This window comes from Anabaena catenula FACHB-362 (assembly GCF_014698735.1).
Taxonomy (GTDB): domain Bacteria; phylum Cyanobacteriota; class Cyanobacteriia; order Cyanobacteriales; family Nostocaceae; genus Anabaena; species Anabaena variabilis_A.
Genome location: NZ_JACJTQ010000004.1, coordinates 208,618 through 233,194, shown reverse-complemented (window position 1 = coordinate 233,194; position 24,577 = coordinate 208,618). Strand labels below are relative to the sequence as shown.

Here is a 24,577-nt window from a genome sequence, read left to right as displayed (position 1 = left end):
TTTCATTAGATAGGTCTTATTGACAATAACTGACCTATTTTTTTTTACCATAAATCGTTGCATTCTTTACACCGTCTTGTTCTCAGCCTTGTTTGTCGCCCCGTCAGGGCAAATCAATAAGAAAATTAATACTGAACAAATTGAACAAATAGTCAAAGCAATTATATCTGGCAAGTACTCCTGGGCTTGTGTTTTACTTTTACGTTATTCTGGACACAACCCGATAGAATATATACCTTACCGTACTTATATCAGATTGCTCAAAAATAATTGCCTACTTGCTGGTTCTCAGCAAAATCAAACTGCCAAAAAAGATATGGAAGTGTTTAATATCAAGTCAAATTGGATTCATTTCTGAGAAGGTAAAAAATTGAGTTTATGCCTAGACACATTTCTCATAACTCCTCACGAGAAAAATTGAAGAATGAAATTTCATAATTCATAATTCATAATTCATAATTCATTCTCATCATGATTTACCCAGTTAGTATCTTTAATAGTCGGCTGCAACCTATCCTCAGAGAAATTGTTTCGCAAAAAAAGCTAGAAGTCGTACAAATGCAGCAAGAAATGTCTTTAGCTTCTTTACAACGTCAATTAAGTGCTGCTCCGACTGTACGAGATTTTTTTACGGCTGTGCAGCAAAGCCTTGACAAACCTAGCTTAATTGCAGAGGTAAAACCAGTATTACCTACTCAAGGTCTGATTAAACCAGAATTTAATCCAGTAGCGATCGCTAAGGCATATGAGCGTGGTGGAGCAACTTGTCTATCTGTCGTTACTGACCAAAAGTTTTTTCAGGGTGGTTTTGAGCATTTGCGTGCTATCCGTCATCGAATAGCATTACCTTTACTGTGCAAAGATTTTATTCTCGATCCCTGCCAAATTTACTTAGCAAGGGCTGCGGGTGCTGATGCGGTATTATTGATTGCGGCTATTCTTTCAGATCGAGAGATACATAACTTTTTGCGTGTGATTCACTACTTGGGAATGAATGCTGTAGTGGAAGTCCATAACTTAACTGAATTGGATCGGGTACTGAAGTTAGAAGATTTACGCATAGTGGCAATTAACAACCGCAGTTTGGAAGATTTTACTGTCAATATTAGCACCACTCAGCAACTAATGGCAGCGAGGAGATCGCAATTACAAAACTTAGGTATTATCGTTATCAGTGAATCAGGAATCGAAACTTCGGCTGATTTATCTCTCATTGCTGATGCTGGTGTTAATGCCGTCTTGATGGGAGATTCTTTATTGCAACAAGGGAATTTAGAAGAAAGTGTGCGGAGTCTACTTAAGCCCAATTCCCCTGCTTATAAAGACCTGGTAAAAAAGGGAATTTAACAGTTATAGCAGGTGACAGGTGACAGGTGACAGGTGACAGAGCTAAAAGTCTTTTGATGTCTAAGTTTTAGCATTGGTTGATGTCCTAACAGCCTTGTCCGTTGCTATATCAAATGAGATAGATACCCGATTTTGTTGAGAATTCGGGTATCTCGGTATTATTAACCGTTTACCTATCAAATTTTCAAGAAATACGCTTTTCAACTATCAACATTAAGCCTTTCAATTGACCGTCTTCTGTAAAGCTCTGGCTAGTGCGATATTTATTATCGTTATTCACCAGATTAATCATTTCCGTTGCAAATAATTTACCAGTAGCTTTATTCCAGACATTAAAAATGATAATGCTATCTCCATGTTCCCGTGCGATAGTGGTAAAATTTGCCCAGGTGGGAACATCTACTGCTTCTATTTCTATTTCATCATTACTAATTACCTTACCAACAAAACTGTTAGTAGCAGTTCTCCCATCAGCATAATGGTAAGTATTGGTTTGTAACCATTGATTATCAACTATATTTTGTGTGACTTCTGCTTCAAAACGATCTGTTTCTTGAGCATTAGCATCCATTCTGATCCAGTAACCTGACCAAGTGCCAATATGTTTGGGGAAAACCTGAAAATCACTTAATTGTTTTGACATATTACTATTAGAAACAAAGTTTGTATCTATATTTTTATCTAAAACCCCGTAATAGTCCATCTATAGGTTAGGGAGCGTCAAACATCGACAACTTTTAAAGTTTTCAATGTTTCATCCGCGCAACCTGTGATCAAACCACCCAATTCGGCAATTTTTTGGATATCGTCTAAACTCGCTTTTGTTATTAGTTCTCCAGGCATTAACAAAGGAATTCCTGGAGGATATGGACAAACAATTTCTGCACAAATTCTTCCTTCTGTTTTCTCCCAAGGTAAGATTTCACTGTTAGCAAAAAAAGCCTCACGAGGAGAAAGGCAAGAAATATGGTCAATTATATCATCGTTCCTATATTTACATATATTGTACTGACCTGTCAAGTGTGGTATCTGAGTCAGATTTTTTAATCCTTGAACTAAGGCGTTAATATCCTCTTTTGTGTTTCCCAAGCTAATGATAAATATCAGATTTTGAAGAGAGGAAAATTCTGGAGTGACACCCATTTGATTAAGAATTTCCTCTGCTGCAAAACCTGTTAAACCTAATTTAGAAACATTAACTGTTAATCGTGTTTTATCTAAATTTATAAATCCTGGTGATTTTTCTCTCTGAGCAAGAGGAGTAGATAAACCGGGAATTTGATTAATTTGACTTCTGGCTATTTCCGCTAATTCCAAAGTCTCAGACATCAACTTTTCCCCATTAATTGCCATTTGTTGACGTGCGGCATCTAGAGAAGCTAGGAGTATAAAACTAGGACTTGTAGATTGAACTAATTGCAAAGCTTTATTGACTCTATCAATATCAATTCTATTTCCTTGAATATGTAACATTGATGCCTGTGTCATTGCACCGAGGGTTTTATGAATAGACTGCACTGTTAAATCTGCACCTGCGGCTAATGCTGAGGTCGGTAATTCTGGGTGAAAATGGAAATGTGCGCCATGTGCTTCGTCTACGAGAAGGGGAATATTGTATTGGTGGGTGAGTTGTGCGATTGCTTGCAAATCTCCACAAACACCGTAATATGTAGGATAAACTGTCAGCACTGCTTTTGCATCTGGATGTTTTACTAATGCTGCTTTTACTGCTTCCGGTGTAATGCTGTGAGCAATATCTAAATCTTCATCATATTCAGGTTGAATAAAAATAGGAATTGCACCAGAAAGAATTAAACCAGAAATAACCGAAGAATGGACATTTCGCGGCAGAATTATTTTTTCTCCCATTCTACAAGTAGCGAGAATTGCAGCTACAATTCCGCAGGTAGAACCATTAACTAAAAACCATGTTTTTTCAGCACCAAAAGCCTCTGCTGCGAGTTCTTGGGCTGCGAAAATTGCGTTTTCTGGTTTGAATAAATTATCTAATTCTGCTAATTCTGTTAAGTCAGCGCGGAAGAGTTCTTTACCTAGTAAATCAGTTAAAAGTGGGGAAATTCCCACACCGCGTTTATGTCCTGGGGTGTAAAAGGGTGCGTGAGGACGGGTTGTACAGGCTTTTAAGGCATCTATAAGGGGGGTTTGGTTTTGATTGAGCATTTTGGGGGGAAATGGAGCTTTTATAAATAATCTAATTTTGCTGTAAGGTGATCAAATATGTTGTGAGTAGTTAGCATGAAAATTGTTCAAGAGGTTTCTTTAATCAGTGTTGGGAGTTTTGAAGAATCAAGTGACTGGTCTATTATTCGTACTGAAATTCGTGATGCTATCTCTCTTATTGTGCATCCTCCTGGTACATCCAGCTTTACAATCAATCCCACAAAACATGGTAATGGTGTCAAGCCAATTAAAGAAGCTTGTATGATTGCATTGAAGAATCAATTTGGCTGGAGGTTGGAAACTCCAATTAACTATGCAACTAAATCACCAGGAAAGGTAGATGCAACAAAAATGATTGACAATTATCTTTTTGCTCTTGAGTGGGAAACTGGTAATATTTCCTCAAGTCATCGAGCAATTAATAAAATGGTTCTCGGATTACTACGTGGTGTTTTTCTAGGTGCTGCTTTGGTACTCCCCAGCAGAAAAATTTACCCTTACCTAACAGATAGAATTGGTAACTACGAAGAATTAGAACCATATTTTGATGTTTGGAAAGCAGTTCAAATTCAAGAAGGGTTTTTGGCAATCTTTGTAATTGAACATGATTATCTAGATAGCAACGTACCAACACTTACCAAAGGCACAGATGGACGTGCATTAGTATAAAATTTACTGCTATCTTAAGATAAGAAAGGAATTGAAAGTTGTTCCGTATTTGTTTTGCGTTGCTTAAATTTCTTTTTCCCCCTCGCTGATTCCCATTCTTCAATAATGCCTTTATCCAAATTAGTCAATCTTTCTATTGCTGGATCTATATCTCCAATTTCTGAACCAATCCAATAACGTTTTAATTTTTCTGCTGCATAAAATGTAGTCCCAGAACCTGCAAATGGATCAACTACAATTTGTCCTGGATTAGATGCCATTGCAATAATTCGCTCTAACATAATGGGAGCAAGTTCATTTGCAACTCTTTTTTTATGCTGACGATGACGAACTGGTGGAATATCAGTCCACATTTCCTCTGTTAATGTCCATAAAGTTTCACTAAAATCAGCATCAGAAGTATCTTCCCACACATCTTCTGGTGCTTCCCAAACATCCATTAAGTTAATACCTTTTTCATTAAGTTTTTTACGATGTCCACCATAATCACGAATTTCTCCACCGCAATGCCGACATACTTGAATAGGTGTGTAGACTTTGTTAAAAACTGCTGGTTCCCCTTTAGTGTAATAGAGTAGTCCATAGTGAGCAGGAGACATTTTTTTGCCTCTGGGAAAAGATTTTGGCATTCTGCAAGCAATCCAATGTCGAAAACACATTCCTTGTTGATTCAAATATGCACCATATTCTATGCACCATTTAGGCAAATTAAATACAAATAAACTACCACCATTTTTCAGGACTCGAATACTTTCATTTAGCCACTGTTGCGACCATATTAAATATTTATCTGTTGCTAAATTATCGTTTATACCTTCACCATATTCTTTGCCAAGATTAAAAGGTGGGTCGGCAAATACAATATCTACAGACTCATTAGGTAATGCTGATAGAAGCTTCAGACAATCTCCCTGATAGAGAATTCCATACTCACTCTTGTAAACCTGCTGCAATTCTTGTTGCGTTGCCAAATCAGTAGCAATCAATTGAAAAGGAAGCATTAATTTAACCTTGACTGCATAAATATAGCTTAAGTTTATAGACTCTATTGTCACTTGTCAATAGAGTTGCTTTGAGAATTTGTACTACGGGGTTGATAAGGTTTTCCATGAGGCTGATTCTTGTATCTCTGTACTTCAGTCGGTTCTATGTAGTAATAACGTCCGAGTTTATGAGCTATGATCTGACCATTCTTGATTAAGTCATGTACTCGTTGACGGGTTACAGCCAGTAATTTGGCAGTTTCAGCGACAGAGAGTAATTCAGGAGTGTTGTCAGAAGCAGAGTCTGTCATAGGTATTATTTAGAATAATGCTTTAATTCCACAGTTTAGATTTGTCGATATTGCATCCGAATGTGTAACTATTATGATACAAGAACTGCTAATTAAGTGTAAATTTTCAGAGCGTCAACAGTAATTTATTCTTGTCTACTGTGAATGTGGGATAATTATCAACAAAATAATGATCAACAACATGAACTTCAAAGATATCAAAGTAAAACTATTCCCAATCATCAAAGTCATATCCATAACACTTATTACCAGTGCAATTGGATTAGAATTATGGAATATTCAAACAGCAATAATTAACAGTCAACTACCGAGTTTCTTAACTCCCGCTTTGATCATTGCTCATGTTGCATTATCGGCTCATTTTCTAGAAGGAATAATTGCGGCTTATTATGCACCCGCTCAAAATCAAACACCAATCAAATATGGAACATATACATTTTTTGTCGGTACAATTGGGTTATTAGAATTGTTTAGTAATGATGATAAATAAGCATAGCTTGCCCGTAGCACTTACGGGAAGCTTTCATATATATATAGGACTTACGCAAAACAGAACCAAAGTAGGGGTAATTCATGAATTACCCCTACACAGGAATAAGGTTTTCAGTCACATCTTGTATAAGTCCTAATATATATAAATTACCCCTACAAAAAATCAAGACTTTCACTTCATTTCTGCGTGATTTCTGTAGTTTTCTTAGTCAACCAGAGTTCTCAGCTAGATATATCGCTCTTACAGCATAGAACCCTATGTGTCGAATGGTAGAAGATTTTAGAGACAAGACGAAGCTAATCTGTTTATAGGGTTTTCTAGTCTACTGAAGTAGCAAGTTATCTGCGTCCATCCTCTTCTCTATGCGGTTAATTCTTTCTTGCTGTACCTCATGAATGTGGAAATCGCTGTATACAATCACAACATTTGCTCCCCTTAAACTAAAACCAGATTTTAGCAACTTTATAAGCACTCAAAACTTATTTGCTCATTTCATCTGTCAGGAGAGAGAGTCAAACATCTACTACTTGATTGGCTTTTAGATGGGTAAGAATTAGTTTTTTTATCCTGACAATGAGCAGAATTAAGTAGAGTAACGTCAATAATTAAAGGTTTGTAGTGAGGTCTTTAGACCTTAACTTAGGGCTGTTTGCGAAGCATTCCCGCAGGGTAGCCCTAACTACAAGCCCATTTCAAAATTTGAGGATTTGGGAGGTTTTATTTTTAACAAGAATTATGCAATTTTTATTCGATATTTAAGGAGAAAAGAATGATTTTTTCAAATTTGATTATGACTTTTGAGTCGTGCTATTTACATTTAGGATTAGCACCGATAAAAGCAACGGGTAAAGTGTTAACTCCCGTACAAACACCATTAATTTTTTCTAGTCCTAAATTTTTGGTGGCTTTACTATGTGGTGTAGTCATGGCATTTGCCTTTCAATTATTATTTACAAATCTCTCTGTAGCTGCGGGAATTTCAGCTTTAGGAACTGGTGCATATTCTGATGTTGATGATACACAAACAGTAGGCGCAAGTATTCGCAAAGTTGAAGCCAAGATTGGGACTTGGGCAATTTTTTCTTCTAGTCTGGCATTGTTCATCGCTTGTTTTCTAGCGGTTAAACTGAGCTTAATTCAAAGTGCATTTTTGGGTGCAATAATCGGTGTCGTTATTTGGTCTACCTACTTCACAGTCATCATGTGGCTGGGTTCTAATGCTGTAGGTTCATTAATTGGTTCTTTTGTTAGCACTGTAACGAATGGTATTCAAGGTTTATTGGGTACAGCAACTACTGCTATTGGTGCTAATGTTGCTCAAAGACAGATGGTTTCTACGGCTGAAGAAATTACCGCCGCAGTGCGTCGAGAATTAACTTCTGGTTTTGATACTGATAGTATTAGAAATACTTTGCAAAGTTCTTTGAGTTCTTTACAGTTACCACAGCTAGATATCAAAGAAATTAGAAGTCAATTTGACCAGTTGTTAAAAGATGTAGATTTGCGAGATATCGGCGATAGAGAATTTCTCAAAAATATAAATCGTCAGACTTTTGTTGATTTAATCAGCAGTCGGACAGACTTTTCTCAAGAAGAAGTAAATAAAATTGCTGACCAACTAGAGGATGCTTGGAAGCAAGTTTTAAATCGCCAAAATCCCACAGAAAAAGTCCTTGATTTACTGAAGTCTGCTAGTCCAGAAGAATTAAAATCAGAAAAATTAGGTGAAAGGCTGCAACAACTAATAACTGTTGGGGGAAATGGTAAACAAACCAATGGTGTGCTAAAACAAGCTATTCAATATGGCTTAGGTGCAGCAGGAACAGCAGTGTTAGAGAGAGCTAACATTTCTGATATCAATGTTCAAGAAATCACAACCGAACTGAAAAAAATTGGCAGTAAAGCTCAAGATGTTGATGTCAATAAAATTATTGATCAACTAAAACAGGTTATTAACAAAACCAGTGAACAAGCAAGTAAATTAGGTACTCAATTAGGTGGAAGATTATCCACACAACCTCAAAATACTATCAAGGCCGATGTAGAAGAATATATCCTTCATTCTTTCCCTTGGCATTTTAACCACCTGACGATTCAAGATGAATTTAGAGAAGTAATTTATGATCCCAATGCCAACCCCAGCACTGTTCGCCATAATTTAGAAGAAATCAATCAAGATTACTTTTCTAATTTACTGAAACAACGAGGTGACATCAATGAAGACAGGAGACGAGAAATTTCGGAACAATTAGAAAGTATTCGTCAAGAAGTTTTACCAATTGTTCAACAGGCTGACAAACAAGAGAAATCACAAAATCTTCGCAGTCAAATAGAAGATTATTTGCGGAATGCGAATAAAGAAGAATTGACTCTAGAAGGGGTTGAGCGAAACTTTGGAGTGATGCTGGGAGATCCAGAAGCTGGTTTTGAAGATTTACAAGAACGGTTGAGTAAATTTAATCGGGATACATTCTTCCCATTACTCCAGCAACGTCATGATATTAGCGAAGAGGAAGCCAATAATATTATTGGTCAACTTGAAAGCACCCGTGATCATATCATTGATCAAGCTAGAGAATCGCAAGAACAAGCGAGAAATAAAGCTGATGAATTGCGTCAAAGGGTAGAAGATTATCTGCGGAATACTAACAAAGAAGAACTGAATCCTGATGCTATCAAACGTGATTTTCAGGTTTTGTTAGAAGACCCACAAGCTGGAATCAATCTTTTGCGTTCTCGCTTATCGCAATTCGATAGAGATACGTTGGTGCAATTATTGAGTCAGCGTCAAGATTTAAGTGAGTCAGAAATTAACCAAACTCTGGACTCTTTGGAAAGGGTACGAGATAATATTCTGCAAGCGCCACAAAAAGTTGGCGAAAAAGCGCAAGAACAGTATGAACAAACAACAACAGCGATAAGAGAATATCTGCGAAATACCAACTTGGAAGAACTTAACCCAGAAGGTATTCAGCGAGATTTGCAACAGTTGTTGAATGACCCCAGAGAAGGTGCTGTAGCATTACGTAATCGCTTGTCGCAATTTGACCGGGAAACATTAGTTAAATTGCTGGCTGGACGCGAAGATTTGAATGAAGAGCAAGTTAATCAAATCATCGACTCTGTACAACAAGCGATCGCTAATATTATTAAAGCACCCCAACGTTTGGCGCAACGCACGACTAAACAAGTGCTAGATTTTGAAGCCAATCTGGAAAATTACCTGCGTAATACCCATAAAGAAGAATTGAATCCTGAAGGAATAAAACGCGATTTGCAATTGTTGCTGTCTTCACCCCGCGCTGGTATTGGGACTTTAGGTGAGCGTGTTTCCAAATTCGACCGTTCTACATTGGTAGCTTTGCTTTCTCAACGTGAGGATATTTCTGAAGAAGAAGCAAACCGAATTGTAGACCAAATTGAATCTGTGCGTGATTCGATAGTTCAACAATTCGAGCAAATTCAGCAAAGAATGCGATCGCTAGTTGACAGTGTTTTTGGCAGAGTTCGTGACTATCTCAACTCCTTAGACCGTCCCGAACTCAGTTATGAAGGCATTCAGCACGATGTTGCTAAAATCTTCGATGATCCGCAAGCTGGATTTGAAGCATTGCGCGATCGCCTTTCTCAATTCGACCGTGATACTCTAGTTGCTCTCCTCAGTTCTCGTTCAGATATCTCTCCAGAGCAAGCTAATCAGATTATCAATCGTGTTGAAAGAGCGCGAGATAGCGTATTACACCGAGCCGAACGCATCCAGCAAGAAACCCAAAAAAGACTGCAAGCTATTAGAGAACAAGCCAAACAGCAAGCAATTGATAGTAAAAAAGCCCTTGCAGATGCGGCTTGGTGGTTATTTAACGCCGCTGTTGTCTCCCTAGTCGCATCAACAATAGGTGGAGTTTTAGCCGTAATTACTCCCAATCTATTTGTTTAAAGGCGATTCCCCAAGAGTCATCTTTTTAAATGTAGAGATGTTCCACGGAACGTCTCTACAACGTTTTTTACATCATTATCAAGTTATACTTACCATGATTAATCCCGCTGCTATCTCCATACCCGAACCCCAAATTCCCACTCCTGAAACCAACCCCCTACCACCACGTCCTCAGCCTACACCACAAGAGCCAACCATTCCCCCACCTTTCCCGGAACCAGTACCAGAAACAGTCCCCGCACCAATTCCTCAAACCGTACCCGCACCAATTCCCCAAACGATTCCTCAACCTGTTTGAATTATCTTTATAGTGGATAATTGAAACCCAAATCTAAAATTTACAATGCTAAGAGCCGGAATTGTCGGACTTCCCAACGTCGGAAAATCAACCTTATTTAACGCTGTAGTGGCTAACGCTAAAGCCGAAGCCGCTAATTTCCCATTTTGCACCATCGAACCGAATGTTGGCATTGTCTCAGTACCAGACGACCGGTTAAACGTTTTGGCAAAAATTGCTACTTCAGTACAAATCGTACCCGCCCGTGTCGAATTTGTCGATATTGCCGGTTTGGTGAAAGGTGCAAGTCAAGGAGAAGGACTGGGTAATCAATTTTTATCCCACATTCGGGAAGTTGATGCGATCGTTCATGTTGTCCGTTGTTTTGAAAATGATGATATCATTCACGTTGCCGGTTCAGTTGACCCAGCGCGGGATATTGAAATCATTAATTTAGAACTTGGTTTATCAGATTTATTCCAAATAGAAAGACGCATTGATAGAACTCGCAAATTAGCACGCACCAGCAAAGATGCACAATTTGAAGTTACAATTCTGGAAAAATTAGCCGCAGCTTTAAATGAAGGTAAATCTGTCCGTCAAGTCAGTTTGAATACAGAAGAAACCGAAATTATTAAAGGCTTGGGACTTCTCACCAATAAACCAATTATTTACGCTGCTAATGTTTCTGAAGATGATTTAGCAACTGGTAATGATTTTGTGGAAAGAGTGCGAGAAGTTGCTGCTCAAGAAAATGCTGAAGTTGTCATTGTTTCCGCACAAGTAGAAGCAGAATTAGTGGAATTACCAGAAGCAGATAAAGCTGACTTTCTGGAATCTTTGGGTGTAAAAGAAGGTGGTTTAAAATCTTTGATTCGTGCAACTTATACTCTTTTAGGTTTGCGGACATATTTTACCTGTGGCCCCAAAGAAACCCGCGCTTGGACAATTAATGCAGGGATGTCTGCACCCCAAGCCGCAGGAGTAATTCATTCTGACTTTGAACGGGGATTTATTCGCGCTGAAACTGTTGCTTATAATGATTTAGTAACACATGGTTCGATGAATGCAGCCAAAGAAAAAGGCTTAGTAAGAAGTGAAGGGAAAGAGTATATTGTCCAAGAAGGGGATGTAATGTTATTCCGTTTTAATGTTTAGTAAATAGTTCAGGTGCGTTAGCCACAGCATAACGCACCCTTGCTCAGAATTATAGCTATCCTACTAAATGAGTCATGAACACATACTTTATAGTGGATGTTCGGTTACGGCACGGTTTTGTGATTTATCTGTGAGCATTATGTGAGCATAATAAGTTAATTACCGCGTCTAACCCAACCTACAAGATGTTTACAACTTATATGTGTCTAATTATAGATAAGATTCTCATCAAAACTGTTTCTCGCTACAGATGATATTGAAATATTTTAATTATAGAATCAAAAAGCAGACTAAAAAATCAGTAGAAATTATACAAATGGTCATAGATTAGTATTAAAATACTAATAAAAATTTATCTAGCTAAAAAATCAACGCTTTCATTAACACTTTGTAGTATCTTAACCACTTTGAAACCAAATCTGTAGATCAACACATACAGCAGATTTTAGGTTGAAAGAGGTACAAAATTTAATAACAAAGCCATATAACAAAAGAGTAGTTTCAACCTTGTTCAGTGATGTATAGACGAAGTTTTGGGAATTTATAGGTTGATGTTCGCTTCTTCAATTTGGCTTTCGGAAACATCCTCTCAAAAGGGTACTAAATTTTTATCACTTTTATCTGCATAAAAAAGGAAAATATGCTGAATCTTATCTGGACTGCTGTTGTTGTACTTTTCATTCTCTGGTTGTTAGGAGTTTCAATTCACATTGGTGGCAGCTTAATTCACCTGCTTTTGGTTTTGGCGCTGATTGGCATTGTCTACAACTTATTTATAGGGAGACGTATTGTCTAATAACTGTTTTAGCTTGGCTGACAAACTAAGCTAAAACACTCTGACTCGCAGACCACAATATGCAAAACACCAAATAACAAACACAATGACAAATTTATCTGGAAAACCTGTCTCCTTTTGGATTGACTCAACCCTGGCAACAACCTATCTGTCCCTTGAAAATAGTGTTTCGGTGGATGTGGCGATCGCAAGCGGTGGCAAGGACTTGGAGATCATCAAAAATGCTAATTAAGACCAGAGTAGATATGCTATTGCCCGTTATCAAAATATCTAGTTATGAAGAGGCAGAGCAACATTTTAATCGGCTTCTAATGCTGGAAAATTTAGACGAACAGGTGAAAAGACAACCTGCTCTAATTAAAAATTTTGAAGAATTTTTCTCTTTAGCATTAACAGAGGCATACACAGAAAACTCGAAAGCCGAATTAGCAAATGGGTTTTTACAACGCTTACTTTATCAAATCAATCGGCTCAAATTATTTTGGTATGATGCTTTGCATTCGTATACAAATGAGCGATCTAGTTATGTAGAAAATGTGCGCGATCGCATCGAGTCAGTCTGGCAAGCATGGGAATTAACCCAATTAGATGTTGAAAAAATACAATCCTTAAACGTTAAACAAGCTTTGCAAGAACGAGCAAATGTAGACTTAAATCCTCCCTTATCAGCAGCAAAACGTTATCTACAAGAAGACATGAACTTAGAGGGCTATCGGTTATTATTAGCGATCGCCTCCTTGGATGGATTAGTCGAAGCTAGTCGTCTTTCTCGTATTTTGGGAGGTGCAAGTAACGAAATTCAAGCAACCTTAATTCGGGTACTTTTAGAAGAATATGGCAGCGGTCGTCTATCACGAAAACACTCTACTTTTTTTGCCCAAATGATGGCTGAATTAGGACTAAAGACTGAACCAGAAGCTTATTTCGATCTTGTACCTTGGCAAGTTTTAGCAAGTATCAATCACAACTTTTTACTGACAGAGCGAAAACGACATTTTCTCCGCTATAACGGCGGGCTGACATATTTTGAAATAGCTGGACCCGCAATTTATGCAGATTATATGCAAGCAGCGAAACGGTTGCAACTTTCCGATGCAGCTATGGGTTATTGGGAATTACACATTCGTGAAGATGAACGACATGGTCAATGGATGTTAACTGATGTTGCTCTACCTTTAGCAGACAAGTATCCCCATGATGCTTGGGAATTAATACTTGGTTATGACCAAGAGAAACTGATTAGCGATCGCGCTGCATCTGCGGTCATGGTTTTAATTCAAAATGCTAAATCAATCCAAATTTAAACATAAAGCAATCTATGATTGTCAATCTAGCTAAAGATGGCTGGGATGTAATTTATCATCGCGCCCATGCACTATTAGCCGCTCAATTAGGCGGTCAATGGCAACGGAATAATTCTCCTGTTCGCCTTTACGAAACTATCGCCGCCATCTCCCATCATGATGATTTAGAAAGAGAGTGGAAGGGCAATCACTTAACTCAAAGTGGCGCTCCCATGGATTTTACACTAGGAGAAGCGTCGCCAGAAGCCTCTTTAGAAACCTTTAAAAAACACCTAGAAGATTCACTTTATCGTGGTCGATGGGTAACATTATTAACTTCTATGCACGTTTGTTTTCTGAATCAAGACAAAAGAGAAATATCGGAAGATTGGCGGAGTTTTCTAGAAACCCAAGTGCATAACCAGGAACAATGGACAAAAGAGTTGGGAATAGCTAAAGAGGACGCGGAGCGAAGTTATCAGTTTATGCAGTGGTGCGATCGCCTGTCGTTAATTTTAGCACAACAGCAAATACCAGATGATGGTCGAGCCTTGGAGATTACCCACGGTATTGATCAGCAGCGTTACGATCTGCGTCGTTTGGAAAATGGAAATTTAACCGTAGAGCCTTGGCCTTTTGAGAACGATGAATTTACGGTTAATGTAGAGTCTTCCCACTTATCAGAACTAAAATATGATAGCAATGATGCTCTAACTACTGCCCTCAAGCAAGCCCCGATCACAATTCTGGAATGGACATTTACTAAACAGTAATAAACGAGGTTTAGATGAATAAGTCTTTATTACATTCTCAAAAAGTAGTTAACACCTATCCAGCAGATTGTATACCCAAAAAAATATTTGTTTGTCCTGAAGAATCACTGTTTTATTCTCAATGTCTAGAGAGAATGGTTTTGAACGGCTGTGACGATTTCAGTTCCATTGTGGAATTTGGAGCCGGGGATGGTAGTCCGGTTATCAATAGCTTACTAAAGAGTCAATTTAATGGCTTAATTAATGGCTATGAGTTAAATTCTCACGCTTGCGAAATTGCAAATTTACGAATTGAAAGCTATAATCTTAGGCATCAATACATTGTCCATAACTCTTGCTTTTTTAATAGAAATTGGCAACCCCAGGCAAACTGTTTAATCGCTAACCCTCCTTATTTACCAGCGATTAGTGATGATTTGTATATGCCTTCTTTGCATGGTGGAACAGATGGATCATCTATAACTAAGCGACTCCTATCCATGAATTGCCCAAGCGCGATGTTAATGATTTCCGCCTATTCTGACCCAGTCGGAACAATTGAGTATGCGATCGCTCAAGGTTATCAAGTTGATGACTTTATTACTTCACCCATGAATTTTGGATACTATAGTTCCGAACCCAAGGTAAAACAGAGAATAGCCGAATTAAGAAAGTATCGCAAAGCTTTCTATTCCTCAAATATCTATATTCTTGCAGGTATTCTTTTTAAAAAGCGCCACAAATTGAAAGCAGATTTATCTAAAGAATTGATTAAGACAATGACCGCATTATAAAGTGAGTTTTAAAATTCACATTTTCTCCACTGGACTAAGTTTGCTCGTCATCTCCGTGCTTGTATAAACGCCGAAAAAGAGAGTAATTCAATGGAAAATACATTATTTGATCAAGTGTTCCGGGACAGCGAAGGCAAAATTGTTTTAGCTCAAATACCAAATCTACCACTCATTGTCTGGATTGTAGCTAGTTTATTAAAGATACTTTTTACAACAGGTAAAATTAATCTAGGATTGGATCTATTAGCTTTTGGCTCCTTATTTACTTGGGCTTGGGAAGAATTATTTCAAGGTGTTAATTACTTCCGCAGAGGATTAGGCATTCTTGTGCTTGTTGGTCTGATTGCGTGGAAAATTCAATAAAAGATAAGGTAGGCAATGCCCACCCTAAGCTTTTTCTATTTGCGCGAAACTCTTTAACTTCCAAACTGAAAACTACAACAAACCCCGATAACGAATAAAAATCAAAACCACAGCCCAAGAACCCAACGCCACCTTAACAGCAACTAAGATATTTAATATCGGCAAAATTCCCCCACTAAACAGCGTTCCTAACTCCCCATGAGGTAACTCTATTCCTGATAAAGTTATCACCGCTAAAACAATAAAAACCAACACCGAAACCTTCTCCCAAGTAGCAGCGTGCCAGCGTTGGTAAATATCCTGCATCCATTGATAGGATGAAGTAATTGCTATTAATCCTATCGCTGTTCCACCCGCTACACCCGCAGCAAAACCACCCCCAGGGCTTAAATGTCCCCTAATTGCTAATTCTATACCTACTAACGCTGCAATTGTCGCCCCCAAACGAGCTAAAATTATGGATGGTTGATCTTTGAATTGATAAATAGTGCAGGATAGATTTTCATTAGCCAATAAAAAATTACATCCCAGAATCGCAATTGTAAATACAATCACTTCAAAAATAGTATCATAAAGGCGATTTCTGAAAATAATCCCTGATACTGCATTGATAACACCACTTTCCTTAACCACTGTTTCCGTAATAGCAATATCTCCTAAATCTGGTGCTGAATCAGGCATAATCAGCATTTTTACAAACAAAGCTATTCCCGCTAAAATGTAAACCCATTTCATGTATGCTTCTCTCCTGAATCTGAAACATTGACATAGTTTAAACTTGTGTTTGGTGATGAAAGTTCGCTTTCTACAATGTTATAAATGCGCTGTACTCTAATCGCAGTTTGGTAAGTTTCCTGTGTTTGATTATTTGCTGCTAATGGCGCACAGGTAGCATGAACTTCTTTTTCCATTAATGCTTTTTGCAAACACTGGTTACTGTTATAAGGTACGAGTTCTAAACGCATATAATGTTTTTTGAAAATGCTGCGAAAGTCGTTGATAAGTTCTTTAAAATTGCTATCTTGATTTTTTTCTATTAATTGATTTTCAATCACACCCAAACGCAAAACTAAGGATGAACGAACAGCGATCGCATAGAGCGTGATAGATAACATTGTTCCCATTAATGCTTCTGTTAAAGCCACATCTGCCGCCCCTAAAACTGCATCTACCATCGCCGCTATTGCACCCAATACCCCACGCAGAATTAAGGCGTGATAAGGGTTAACTTGAGTTACTAACAACCCCGCAGTTAGGGGTAACAAAGCAATAATTAGATACAGATAAGAATCATTCATTTTTTGCCTCTTGAGTTGAACAATATGCGATGACATAACCAAGCATGGTATTCCAAATTGCTAAGGAAATAAGTCCCAAAATTAGTAATGGCCATTCGCTGGGTATTTTCATTAAAAGTCCAACGATAATCAGCATTGAACCCAGAGTATCTGTAACCGAAAGACCATGTAATTTGAATAATACTGATCTGTCGCTGACTAAATGAGAAGTACCCCAAAACCAGAAAAAGATGCCGATACCTATCAAGGTATAACTAATAATAGTAATCATGCTTCATTTAACCTTCTTAAAATATGTGCTAATAACATGAAGCCGGCATTGCCAACACTCAACATAATTGCTGCTACTACACCTATCATCCAATCATCACGCAAAACGGAAATGACTAAAATTATGATGGCTGATTTGCTAGAAGCACTGCCAAAAGCTAACATCATCTGCCAAGTATCATCTGTTTTCCAAGCTTCATAAATGGGAATGAGCAAAGCTGCAATCATGGCGATTAAAACTATTTCTAAATTCATGATTATCTACCCCTGGGTTTAATGTAGTGAACTTCATAAGAACCTTCTTCTTCGTGGTGTCTTACAACTATAGTTTTAGGTGTAAAAGTAATGAGAAATATATCCATGAAAACCAGAAGAGGAGAACGCTTCAGCTTCACTGTTTCCATGATAATTTCTTCTTGTTTATGGGGACGCAGTATAATTTCAAATGCCTCCTTATAAGCCACCGGAATAGCAACCAAGATTTGACCGATAACCTTGACCCATTCTGTTAAACTTTCCCGTGATGTGTAACCACGTGGCAAGAGAAGGGCAATTGTTACGCCAATGATAATATTTATCAAACTCACATCAGAGGTGAGTAAAAACCAAATTGATAGTCTTAGTATTAGATGTCCAATCATGCAAATGCCATCCAAAATAGCAGGATTAAAGTTAGACTCATTACACCAACTAAATGCTCAAATTGCTCCCATATAGGGGGTACATATATTGCTAATCGTTTGAAAATCAGATGATATGCTAACCAACCACCGGCGATAGTTGCGATCGCTTTGAGAATATCCGCAATGTTATAAGCCTGTAAATAGACTACATTTGCCGCAACTAAACCAGTGAGTAAGAATATTACTGCTACCCAAAAACCGGGTTTTGCTTGTTGTTCATCGTCTTTTTTATGGGGTAAAAAGATAAATTTAGCAAAGGATATGGCTGTTCCCACTGCTGCCACATTCATGGCTATAAATTGCCAAGATTCCAGATTTTTCATGGTTAACACCTTTGCGCCAAAACCTGCCAACAAAGGAAAACCAGAAATTGATAAACTAGCGATAACTAAGGGTATCCAAATTGTTGTATTAATGGATTTATATTGCAGTTCTTTAAAATTGCGACTGGGTAAAGAACCCGCAGTCAAAAATAAAGATGATTTTACTAATCCATGCGTGAGTGTATAAAACCCTCCTACCGCTGGTGCTGCCAGAATAAAGCCTAACTGGGATATGGTATGAAAAGCCAACATCCGTTTTGTATCTTTTTCTAAAACCGCATAGGATACACCCATTAAAGCTGTTCCTACACCTAAAATAATGACTATATTATTAATTTCTTCAGAAATGAATGCACAACGTAATAAAGGTAAAACACTGGCTTTAACAACAATACCTGACATCAAGGCGGAAACTGGTGTTTCTGATTCTGAATGGGTTAAAGGTAGCCATAAACCGGAGACAAAAATTCCAGCTTTAACTAATAGTCCGAGAAAAATTAATGCTAATGCTTCTGGTGGTGAACCTTTTAAGCTTGCAAAACTAAAAGAATGATTTGTTTGGTAAGCCAGCACTGCACCAACCAGATAAAATAACATTGATGTGTTGCTGACGAAAAGATAACGTAAACCTACCCAAATTGAGCGATCGCTACGAGGATACGCAATCAACAAAAAAGCTGCAATCCCGCTTACTTCTAAGGCTACGTATAAACTGACGAAATCTGCACAGACGAAAGCAGCATTCAAGCTACCATGTACAAGCAGAGTTTGGGCATAGAAAAAAGCGTTTTTATCACTACCCCAACAGTAGAAAACAACAGCAGCCGTAACTAGAGCATTGGTTAAAATAAAGTAGCCACTTAACTGGTCAGCTTCTAAAGTCACACCGAAACTATCCAGTAGATTCAGTTTTATTGGTGATGGTTCTAGAAAGAGTTGCACAGCATAAGCTGCTGAAGCAATTGTTCCCCAAAGTGCTAGATGTCGGTTAAGTTTAGGGACTAAAAAAATGATAAACCCTAGAAAAAATGGGATGCCAATCCAAGCAATGGTAATGGTATTCATGGTGTGTTATTTTTCTCAATCTCGTTGCTTTCCAAAGTCGGATTATCCCGTGCCAATTTCATGACACCAACTAGCATCAAAGCCTGAATCGAAAAACCGATGACTATCGCTGTTAAAATTACTGCTTGGGGAACAGGATCAGCGTAAGTAGGTTTTTTAACCTCATCAAGAATGGGAGTAAATAAACCCTCTCGTGATGCAATAAATACATAAAAGGCAATTACTCCCGTACTCATCACATCCATTGAGACAATCTTCATTACCAGGTTTTTTTTCAGAATGATGCCGAAAAATCCGCACAATATAGTTGCCAGTACGCAAGCTTCTAACACAGGAATTGCCTATTGAATAAGGGATAGAGGATATATACCCGACTTGTTTAAGCAGCCGGGGGCTGGGGATTAATTTTTTGTGCTTATTTAAAGTGTTAAATTATTATTAGCACGAATCTTTAGTGCTAATATCAAACAAGCACTAAAATATTCTAATGATAATCATAATTACACTTAATGATTTATGTTTTCCCTAACAGCGCAAACCACAACCAAAGGCAAAAAACCTGTGAACTTGGATTTATCTACTTCTTTACAATTAATTGGGCGTTCCCTAGAATTTCAGCGCATTGTAGAAATACTTGCCCAGGATGATGATTTGCTGATTACTGGAGTACCAGGAAGCGGAAGACGGACTTTAGTGAAGGTTGCAGCGCAGGAAGTTGGTGCTGTTGTCTTGGAAATAGACTGCATTCGTGCTACAGATGGGGAGAGATTTTTGCAATTACTAGCAGAAGCGATTAGCCAAAATTGGGAAGCAAAAAAAATCGAAAAATGGTTTAACCAAAGTGCGAATGAGTTCTTTGTTTTTCATGCAGAAAGTAAACTAAAATTATTAAGTTGTCTCAACAAAAAACAGCTATGGCAAGCCTTTATAATCTTGATTGACTTGTTACAAATTATGGCGGCTGATTTAGATCAGCGAGTAGTTTTAATTTTACAGAGTTTTCCTCATATTCGCTCTTGGGATCGTCATAGTTTATGGGAATCAACATTTAGGCAAGAAGTTAAAGCCCATCCTCATGTTAGTTACGTTCTGCTGGCTACTATTGCCGAGACAAGCCACCATCAAGATGATAAAAATTATATTTTAGAAACAATCCAGTTAACCCCTTTAGCTAAAGATGTTTTAGCATTATGGGCAAGAGAAATTTTACATACAAAAAATCTTAAATTTGATTCTCGTTCTAGAGGATTACAAATCTTCTTAGATGCAGTCCAAGGAAATATCGGCGATGCGATGGCATTAATTCGCAGGTTGTTAACTTTGCAGCATCTTCAAGGGTTAATTACTGAACAAGAAGTACAGCAGGTAATTGAAGGAATGCTCAAAGATTTATCTATAACTTATGAATCTTTATTGATGTTACTTCCTGCTAGTCAAATACATCTTTTAGAATGTTTAGCCGTTGATCCTACAGATAAACCACAAAGTAAAGAATATATTCAAAAACATGGACTTTCTAGAGGTGGTAGTCTGCAAGGTGCTTTAACTGGTTTACAACACAAAGGTTTAATTTATAGTGCTGAACAGGGTTATCGGTTGGCTTTACCTTTATTGGCTTTGTGGTTAAAACAACGGTTGAGTTGATGACTAAATCAGGATTTGCAGGATTTAAGCATTGAAGCTGATTCGCCTGGCAATGTGAGCTATTGTACAAAGTGTGTGCCTTTCCTATAGAAAGCTACCCATAGCTTGTTTTAAGTGTAGGGGTAAGAATATCGCTATATGTATGCAATTAGGCAATACAAACCCAGCAGTTTTTACCTTTGCTTGTTCTAGAGAAGTTTATCTCGCAATTGCCAGACAATGATTCGATAATAGGTGAATCAATGGACTTCATCTTGAAAAGTAGTGTTTTTTTTACAAGTTCATAACAGAGTGACTTATTCATTCATGCACAAAATAAATTAGGTGCGATCGCAACCTGGGAATATTGCCTAGCAAACCCTAAAGAGAATACATCCTGAATTCATTTCAACTCAACTCACGACTTTTGATCACACAATTACTTTAACCCCAATTCTAAAATGGCTAAAATACCTTTGTTTTTAAGAAATACTTGGTACTACGCATTACCTAGTAAGCAACTAAAACCTGGACAAATACTTGCAAAAACCCTCTTGAACGAGTTAATAGTTTTTAGTCGCGATCGCTCAGGTACAGTCTTTGCCAAGCTAAATGAAACGAAAAGTTATCCAATACAAGAGGCGCAAGGAAATATTTGGATTTATATGTCAAATGATGAGACTTCCTTAATACTAGAAGAAATCCCAATCATCCCTGAGTTTTCCAACCAATCTCACCAAGCTGTTGAGTCCATCCGCCTTCCCTGTGATATTGATCACGCCGTAGTAGGATTGATCGATCCTGCTCATATTGCTTTCGTTCATCAGGCGTGGTGGTGGCGTTCCCCGGAAACACTAAAGGAGGTAGTCAAAACCTTTGAACCATCTTTATACGGTTTTACTATGCGAAAGCATCAACTAGAGCAACAAACCTTGTTCTATCGCTTGATTGGACCCAATCCACAGATCGAAATCTCATTCCGTTTACCGGGGATTCGGATTGAGAGTGTGTCTACTGAAAAACACATGGTCTATAATTTGACAGCAATTACTCCCATTTCCGAAACTGAGACCGAGGAAACAACAATGTTCTACACAACTTTACCTTGGTTTTCTATTCTCACGCCATTGTTGCTATGGTTTACCCGGAGTTTTCTCAATCAAGATCGAGAAATTTTGCTTAAACAACAAATCGGCCTGAAACGTAATCCGCCCTTAACTTTAGTTGGAGATGCCGATGCTCAGGCGCGTTGGTATTATAGATTGAAAGCAGAATTTGCTCGATCTCAAATGCAGGGGGGTTCTTTCATTAACCCAATTAAAGAAAAGACACTTCGATGGCGTAGTTAGATTTTGACCTCTCCCCGGTCTAAAGACACGGGGATTCTAAACTGTTACTACACGGAGGGCTAAAGCCGCTCCGTTTCGCTTTTTAGTTTTGGTTTCCCAGATGCGAAATCTGGTAGCAAGGGTAAGTAGGTAGGCGGAGGAAACCCGAAGTATGTAACGAAAAGTAAAAAATACAAAAATATGAACATATCTATCCGGTTACTACAAGAAAAAGAATTAGCATCTGCTGAACACATATTTCGGTTAGCCTTTGGTACTTTTATCGGTCTACCTAAACCTACAGATTTTGCAGGGGATAAAACTTACATACCTCATCGTTGGAAAAATAATCCCCAAGGGGCTTTTGCGGCTGAAATTGATGGCAAATTAATCGGTTCTAACTTAGTGACTAATTGGGGAAGTTTTGCTTCTTTTGGTCCATTAAGTGTTCATCCTGATTTTTGGAACCAAGGAATAGCCCAACGTCTCATTGAACCGGCGATTTCTTGCTTTACTCAATGGAATACTCAACTAGCCGGAATAAATACTTTTGCTCAAAGTCCTAAACATCATGCACTTTATCAAAAATTTGGTTTCCGGTTGCGGTTTCTGACAACAATTCTAGGTAAATCAGTAGAACAAGCTTCACCATTACCTGAAAACAGCAGATATTCTCAAATGAGTGAAACTGAACAAACAGAAAGCCTTAAAGCTAGTATTCAACTTGCAGATTCTATCTATCCAGGTTTGGATTTATCCCAGCAAATTCAAATCGTTCAGTCACAAAATCTAGGTGATACAGTATTTGTATGGAATGATTCTGGTTTGGTAGGATTTGCAGTTTGTCATCTTGGCGCTGGTACAGAAGCAGGTAGTAATAATTGCTTTGTCAAATTTGGTGCTGTGCGTTCCGGAAATGATGCTGGAAAATATTTTGACAAGTTATTAGACTTGTGTGAAAGTTTAACTTTAGCTGAAGGAATGTCCCGCTTAATTGCTGGAGTTAATACCAGTCGAGAAGCTGCTTATTTGCAAATGCTGTCCCGTGGTTTTCGCAGTGAAATCATCGGCGTTGCTATGCACAGACCAAATGAATCAGGATACAACCGTGCGGATGTCTTTGCTTTGGATGATTGGCGTTAGTATAGCAGGTGACAGGGGACAGGTGACAGGTGACAGTCTGAAGAGTCCTTTGGTGTCTAGGTTTTATAATTCAGTTGGTGTCCTAACCGCCCTGTCCGTTGCTATAAAATCTTAAATAATTCGTAATTCGTAATTCGTAATTCGTAATTCGTAATAATGCCTACGGCAACCGCCAACGTAATTAAGTTTTGCAACAGGGATTTAAACCCTGCCACAAAACTTGCCGCTTGATAGTTGCTATGAAACTTAAACCTACGGAACTCGGTTAAAAAATTCAAATTCAGTCACTTACTTGAATATCTGGAGAGGAGATAGAAAATTTATCAGCTTGCAATTTCACCCAAACAAAGAAAGGAATTGCCAGAAGTTGAGTCATTGAAGAAAAGACAACTAATAAAATAATAGAGTGATCATATAAAATCCCCATCAAAGCACTACCCAAGAACCAAGATAAACCATAGCCTGTGCTGAAAATACCGTAAGCTGTAGCTCGTTTGTTTTTAGGAACCATACCAGCTACTGCCGCTTTGAGAATTGATTCTTGCGCCCCCATACCAATGCCCCAAAATGCCATTCCTAAAAGAGCAAAACGTGCATCTCCAAAAAATACCAAAGGTGCAAATAAAGATGAAATAAAAGCTGCAATTATCAGAATAGAAATACCAATTTTGTCAAAGAAATATCCAAATATCAGTGCTGCTACAGCATCTACTCCCATTGCCCAAGCATAAAATAAAGGAATTGTTTGCCCAGAAGCAATTTGTCCCTTTTGAAAATGAAAAGCAATTAGTGGAAAGTCCGCATATCCAGCTGCAATAATTGCCACCGCACCTAAATAAATCCAAAATATGCTTGGCAATTTTTCTCCTTCATTTGCCACGGTTTCTACTTCAAAATCACTGGGATTTGGATACAGAAATTGTAAAACTAACAATACAATTAATCCCAATACCGCAGGTACAATTAAAACTGTAAATGCATTGCGATATTCTCCCTGGAAATAAACCATTGCAGCTACAGCCAAAGGCCCCATAACTGCACCTGTTTGATCCATTGCTTCATGCAAACCAAAACCAAAACCGCTGCCAATTTGACTCACACCATGAGACAGCAGTGCATCTCGTGGGGGAGTACGCACCGCTTTACCCGTGCGTTCAGCCATCATCAAACCTGCGGCTACTTCCCATCTCCCTGCTAAAGCTAAAAATGGTACAACTGCGGTATTCAAAATGTAACCTAAAGTTGTGATTCCCCAGTATTTACCTGTTTTGTCACTAAGATAACCAATAACTAAGCGGAAGCCATAACCAATTAGTTCACCAAAGCCAGCTACTAGACCCACCACGGTGCCATTAGCTCCCAAAACCTCTAAATAAGCCCCCGTAATGCTACGCGCCCCTTCATAAGTTGCATCGGCACAAAGGCTAACAAACCCAAGTAAAATTACAAACTTCAAAGCAGCAGCTTTTTGTGACATAACTCCTATCTTTTAATTACTAC

The 24,577-nt window shown here is 38.1% G+C and carries 28 protein-coding genes; 16 read left to right on the top strand and 12 right to left on the bottom strand.

Annotated elements, in window-relative coordinates:
- The first annotated feature begins 88 nt into the window (after positions 1–88).
- Together H6G68_RS05210 and trpC are read left to right on the top strand one after the other, a co-directional pair.
- Positions 89–358 carry a HetP family heterocyst commitment protein gene (locus H6G68_RS05210; RefSeq protein ID WP_190905681.1) on the top strand — a complete coding sequence of 90 codons (270 nt, stop codon included), beginning with the start codon at positions 89–91 and terminating at the stop codon, positions 356–358.
- Between the two features lie 113 nt (positions 359–471).
- On the top strand, positions 472–1,347 hold the full coding sequence (trpC, locus tag H6G68_RS05205) for an indole-3-glycerol phosphate synthase TrpC (protein WP_190905669.1): 876 nt from the start codon (positions 472–474) through the stop codon (positions 1,345–1,347).
- A gap of 184 nt (positions 1,348–1,531) precedes the next feature.
- Here trpC and H6G68_RS05200 read toward each other — a convergent pair whose 3' ends face one another.
- Both H6G68_RS05200 and H6G68_RS05195 read right to left on the bottom strand, forming a co-directional pair.
- Positions 1,532–1,990 carry a DUF3598 family protein gene (locus H6G68_RS05200; protein WP_190905668.1) on the bottom strand — a complete coding sequence of 153 codons (459 nt, stop codon included), beginning with the start codon at positions 1,988–1,990 and terminating at the stop codon, positions 1,532–1,534.
- A gap of 77 nt (positions 1,991–2,067) precedes the next feature.
- Complete coding sequence (locus H6G68_RS05195; protein WP_190905667.1) at positions 2,068–3,528, bottom strand: aminotransferase class I/II-fold pyridoxal phosphate-dependent enzyme; 1,461 nt, start codon at positions 3,526–3,528, stop codon at positions 2,068–2,070.
- A 75-nt stretch (positions 3,529–3,603) separates the two neighbouring features.
- Here H6G68_RS05195 and H6G68_RS05190 point away from each other — a divergent pair, with 75 nt between their 5' ends.
- Positions 3,604–4,197, top strand: a complete 594-nt coding sequence (locus H6G68_RS05190; RefSeq protein ID WP_190905666.1) for a PDDEXK family nuclease — start codon at positions 3,604–3,606, stop codon at positions 4,195–4,197.
- A gap of 14 nt (positions 4,198–4,211) precedes the next feature.
- Here the strand turns inward: H6G68_RS05190 and H6G68_RS05185 are convergent, their stop codons facing one another.
- Both H6G68_RS05185 and H6G68_RS05180 read right to left on the bottom strand, forming a co-directional pair.
- A complete protein-coding gene (locus tag H6G68_RS05185) occupies positions 4,212–5,198 on the bottom strand; it encodes a DNA-methyltransferase (RefSeq protein ID WP_190905665.1) in 987 nt (328 codons plus the stop codon).
- A 50-nt stretch (positions 5,199–5,248) separates the two neighbouring features.
- Positions 5,249–5,491: a helix-turn-helix domain-containing protein gene (locus H6G68_RS05180; RefSeq protein ID WP_190905664.1), complete on the bottom strand. Its 243-nt coding sequence runs from the start codon at positions 5,489–5,491 to the stop codon at positions 5,249–5,251.
- Between the two features lie 181 nt (positions 5,492–5,672).
- Here H6G68_RS05180 and H6G68_RS05175 point away from each other — a divergent pair, with 181 nt between their 5' ends.
- The 10 genes from H6G68_RS05175 to H6G68_RS05130 all read left to right on the top strand — a co-directional run bounded on the left by H6G68_RS05175 (position 5,673) and on the right by H6G68_RS05130 (position 15,344).
- On the top strand, positions 5,673–5,981 hold the full coding sequence (locus H6G68_RS05175; RefSeq protein ID WP_190905680.1) for a hypothetical protein: 309 nt from the start codon (positions 5,673–5,675) through the stop codon (positions 5,979–5,981).
- A gap of 772 nt (positions 5,982–6,753) precedes the next feature.
- A complete protein-coding gene (locus H6G68_RS05170) occupies positions 6,754–9,921 on the top strand; it encodes an MFS transporter (protein ID WP_190905663.1) in 3,168 nt (1,055 codons plus the stop codon).
- Between the two features lie 94 nt (positions 9,922–10,015).
- Entirely contained in the window at positions 10,016–10,219 is a 204-nt protein-coding gene (locus tag H6G68_RS05165; protein ID WP_190717645.1) for a hypothetical protein, read from the top strand.
- Between the two features lie 45 nt (positions 10,220–10,264).
- Positions 10,265–11,356 carry a redox-regulated ATPase YchF gene (ychF, locus tag H6G68_RS05160; protein ID WP_190905662.1) on the top strand — a complete coding sequence of 364 codons (1,092 nt, stop codon included), beginning with the start codon at positions 10,265–10,267 and terminating at the stop codon, positions 11,354–11,356.
- 640 nt (positions 11,357–11,996) lie between these two features.
- Positions 11,997–12,152, top strand: a complete 156-nt coding sequence (locus H6G68_RS05155; RefSeq protein ID WP_190905661.1) for a lmo0937 family membrane protein — start codon at positions 11,997–11,999, stop codon at positions 12,150–12,152.
- A gap of 85 nt (positions 12,153–12,237) precedes the next feature.
- Positions 12,238–12,384 carry a hypothetical protein gene (locus tag H6G68_RS05150; protein ID WP_190905682.1) on the top strand — a complete coding sequence of 49 codons (147 nt, stop codon included), beginning with the start codon at positions 12,238–12,240 and terminating at the stop codon, positions 12,382–12,384.
- Entirely contained in the window at positions 12,374–13,456 is a 1,083-nt protein-coding gene (locus H6G68_RS05145) for an iron-containing redox enzyme family protein (RefSeq protein WP_190905660.1), read from the top strand. The genes H6G68_RS05150 and H6G68_RS05145 overlap by 11 nt, the downstream gene beginning before the upstream one ends.
- A gap of 14 nt (positions 13,457–13,470) precedes the next feature.
- Positions 13,471–14,208 carry a DUF3891 family protein gene (locus H6G68_RS05140; protein ID WP_190905659.1) on the top strand — a complete coding sequence of 246 codons (738 nt, stop codon included), beginning with the start codon at positions 13,471–13,473 and terminating at the stop codon, positions 14,206–14,208.
- Positions 14,209–14,222: 14 nt separating this feature from the next.
- The gene (locus H6G68_RS05135; RefSeq protein WP_190905658.1) at positions 14,223–14,981 is read left to right on the top strand and encodes a class I SAM-dependent methyltransferase; all 759 of its coding nucleotides are present in this window, start codon (positions 14,223–14,225) and stop codon (positions 14,979–14,981) included.
- A 90-nt stretch (positions 14,982–15,071) separates the two neighbouring features.
- Positions 15,072–15,344 carry a hypothetical protein gene (locus H6G68_RS05130; protein ID WP_190905657.1) on the top strand — a complete coding sequence of 91 codons (273 nt, stop codon included), beginning with the start codon at positions 15,072–15,074 and terminating at the stop codon, positions 15,342–15,344.
- A 72-nt stretch (positions 15,345–15,416) separates the two neighbouring features.
- Here the strand turns inward: H6G68_RS05130 and H6G68_RS05125 are convergent, their stop codons facing one another.
- From H6G68_RS05125 to H6G68_RS05095, 7 genes are read right to left on the bottom strand one after another with little or no spacing between them, the layout of a single operon-like run.
- A complete protein-coding gene (locus H6G68_RS05125; RefSeq protein WP_190905656.1) occupies positions 15,417–16,079 on the bottom strand; it encodes a Na(+)/H(+) antiporter subunit B in 663 nt (220 codons plus the stop codon).
- Complete coding sequence (locus H6G68_RS05120) at positions 16,076–16,642, bottom strand: DUF4040 domain-containing protein (RefSeq protein ID WP_190905655.1); 567 nt, start codon at positions 16,640–16,642, stop codon at positions 16,076–16,078. The genes H6G68_RS05125 and H6G68_RS05120 overlap by 4 nt, the downstream gene beginning before the upstream one ends.
- Positions 16,635–16,913 carry a monovalent cation/H(+) antiporter subunit G gene (locus tag H6G68_RS05115; protein ID WP_190905654.1) on the bottom strand — a complete coding sequence of 93 codons (279 nt, stop codon included), beginning with the start codon at positions 16,911–16,913 and terminating at the stop codon, positions 16,635–16,637. The genes H6G68_RS05120 and H6G68_RS05115 overlap by 8 nt, the downstream gene beginning before the upstream one ends.
- The gene (locus H6G68_RS05110) at positions 16,910–17,167 is read right to left on the bottom strand and encodes a hypothetical protein (protein WP_190717600.1); all 258 of its coding nucleotides are present in this window, start codon (positions 17,165–17,167) and stop codon (positions 16,910–16,912) included. The genes H6G68_RS05115 and H6G68_RS05110 overlap by 4 nt, the downstream gene beginning before the upstream one ends.
- A gap of 2 nt (positions 17,168–17,169) precedes the next feature.
- Positions 17,170–17,553: a Na+/H+ antiporter subunit E gene (locus tag H6G68_RS05105; protein ID WP_190905653.1), complete on the bottom strand. Its 384-nt coding sequence runs from the start codon at positions 17,551–17,553 to the stop codon at positions 17,170–17,172.
- Entirely contained in the window at positions 17,550–18,983 is a 1,434-nt protein-coding gene (locus tag H6G68_RS05100) for a cation:proton antiporter (RefSeq protein WP_190905652.1), read from the bottom strand. The genes H6G68_RS05105 and H6G68_RS05100 overlap by 4 nt, the downstream gene beginning before the upstream one ends.
- A complete protein-coding gene (locus tag H6G68_RS05095) occupies positions 18,980–19,315 on the bottom strand; it encodes an NADH-quinone oxidoreductase subunit K (RefSeq protein WP_190905651.1) in 336 nt (111 codons plus the stop codon). The genes H6G68_RS05100 and H6G68_RS05095 overlap by 4 nt, the downstream gene beginning before the upstream one ends.
- A 184-nt stretch (positions 19,316–19,499) precedes the next feature.
- Between H6G68_RS05095 and H6G68_RS05090 the strand changes: the two genes are divergently transcribed.
- The 3 genes from H6G68_RS05090 to H6G68_RS05080 all read left to right on the top strand — a co-directional run bounded on the left by H6G68_RS05090 (position 19,500) and on the right by H6G68_RS05080 (position 23,077).
- The gene (locus tag H6G68_RS05090; protein WP_190905650.1) at positions 19,500–20,627 is read left to right on the top strand and encodes an ATP-binding protein; all 1,128 of its coding nucleotides are present in this window, start codon (positions 19,500–19,502) and stop codon (positions 20,625–20,627) included.
- A gap of 440 nt (positions 20,628–21,067) precedes the next feature.
- Entirely contained in the window at positions 21,068–21,955 is an 888-nt protein-coding gene (locus H6G68_RS05085) for an aromatic ring-hydroxylating dioxygenase subunit alpha (protein ID WP_190905649.1), read from the top strand.
- Positions 21,956–22,135: 180 nt separating this feature from the next.
- Entirely contained in the window at positions 22,136–23,077 is a 942-nt protein-coding gene (locus H6G68_RS05080; RefSeq protein WP_190905648.1) for a GNAT family N-acetyltransferase, read from the top strand.
- A 280-nt stretch (positions 23,078–23,357) separates the two neighbouring features.
- On the opposite strand, the gene H6G68_RS05075 is transcribed toward H6G68_RS05080, so the two are convergent.
- A complete protein-coding gene (locus H6G68_RS05075; RefSeq protein ID WP_190905647.1) occupies positions 23,358–24,554 on the bottom strand; it encodes an MFS transporter in 1,197 nt (398 codons plus the stop codon).
- Positions 24,555–24,577 lie beyond the last annotated feature (23 nt).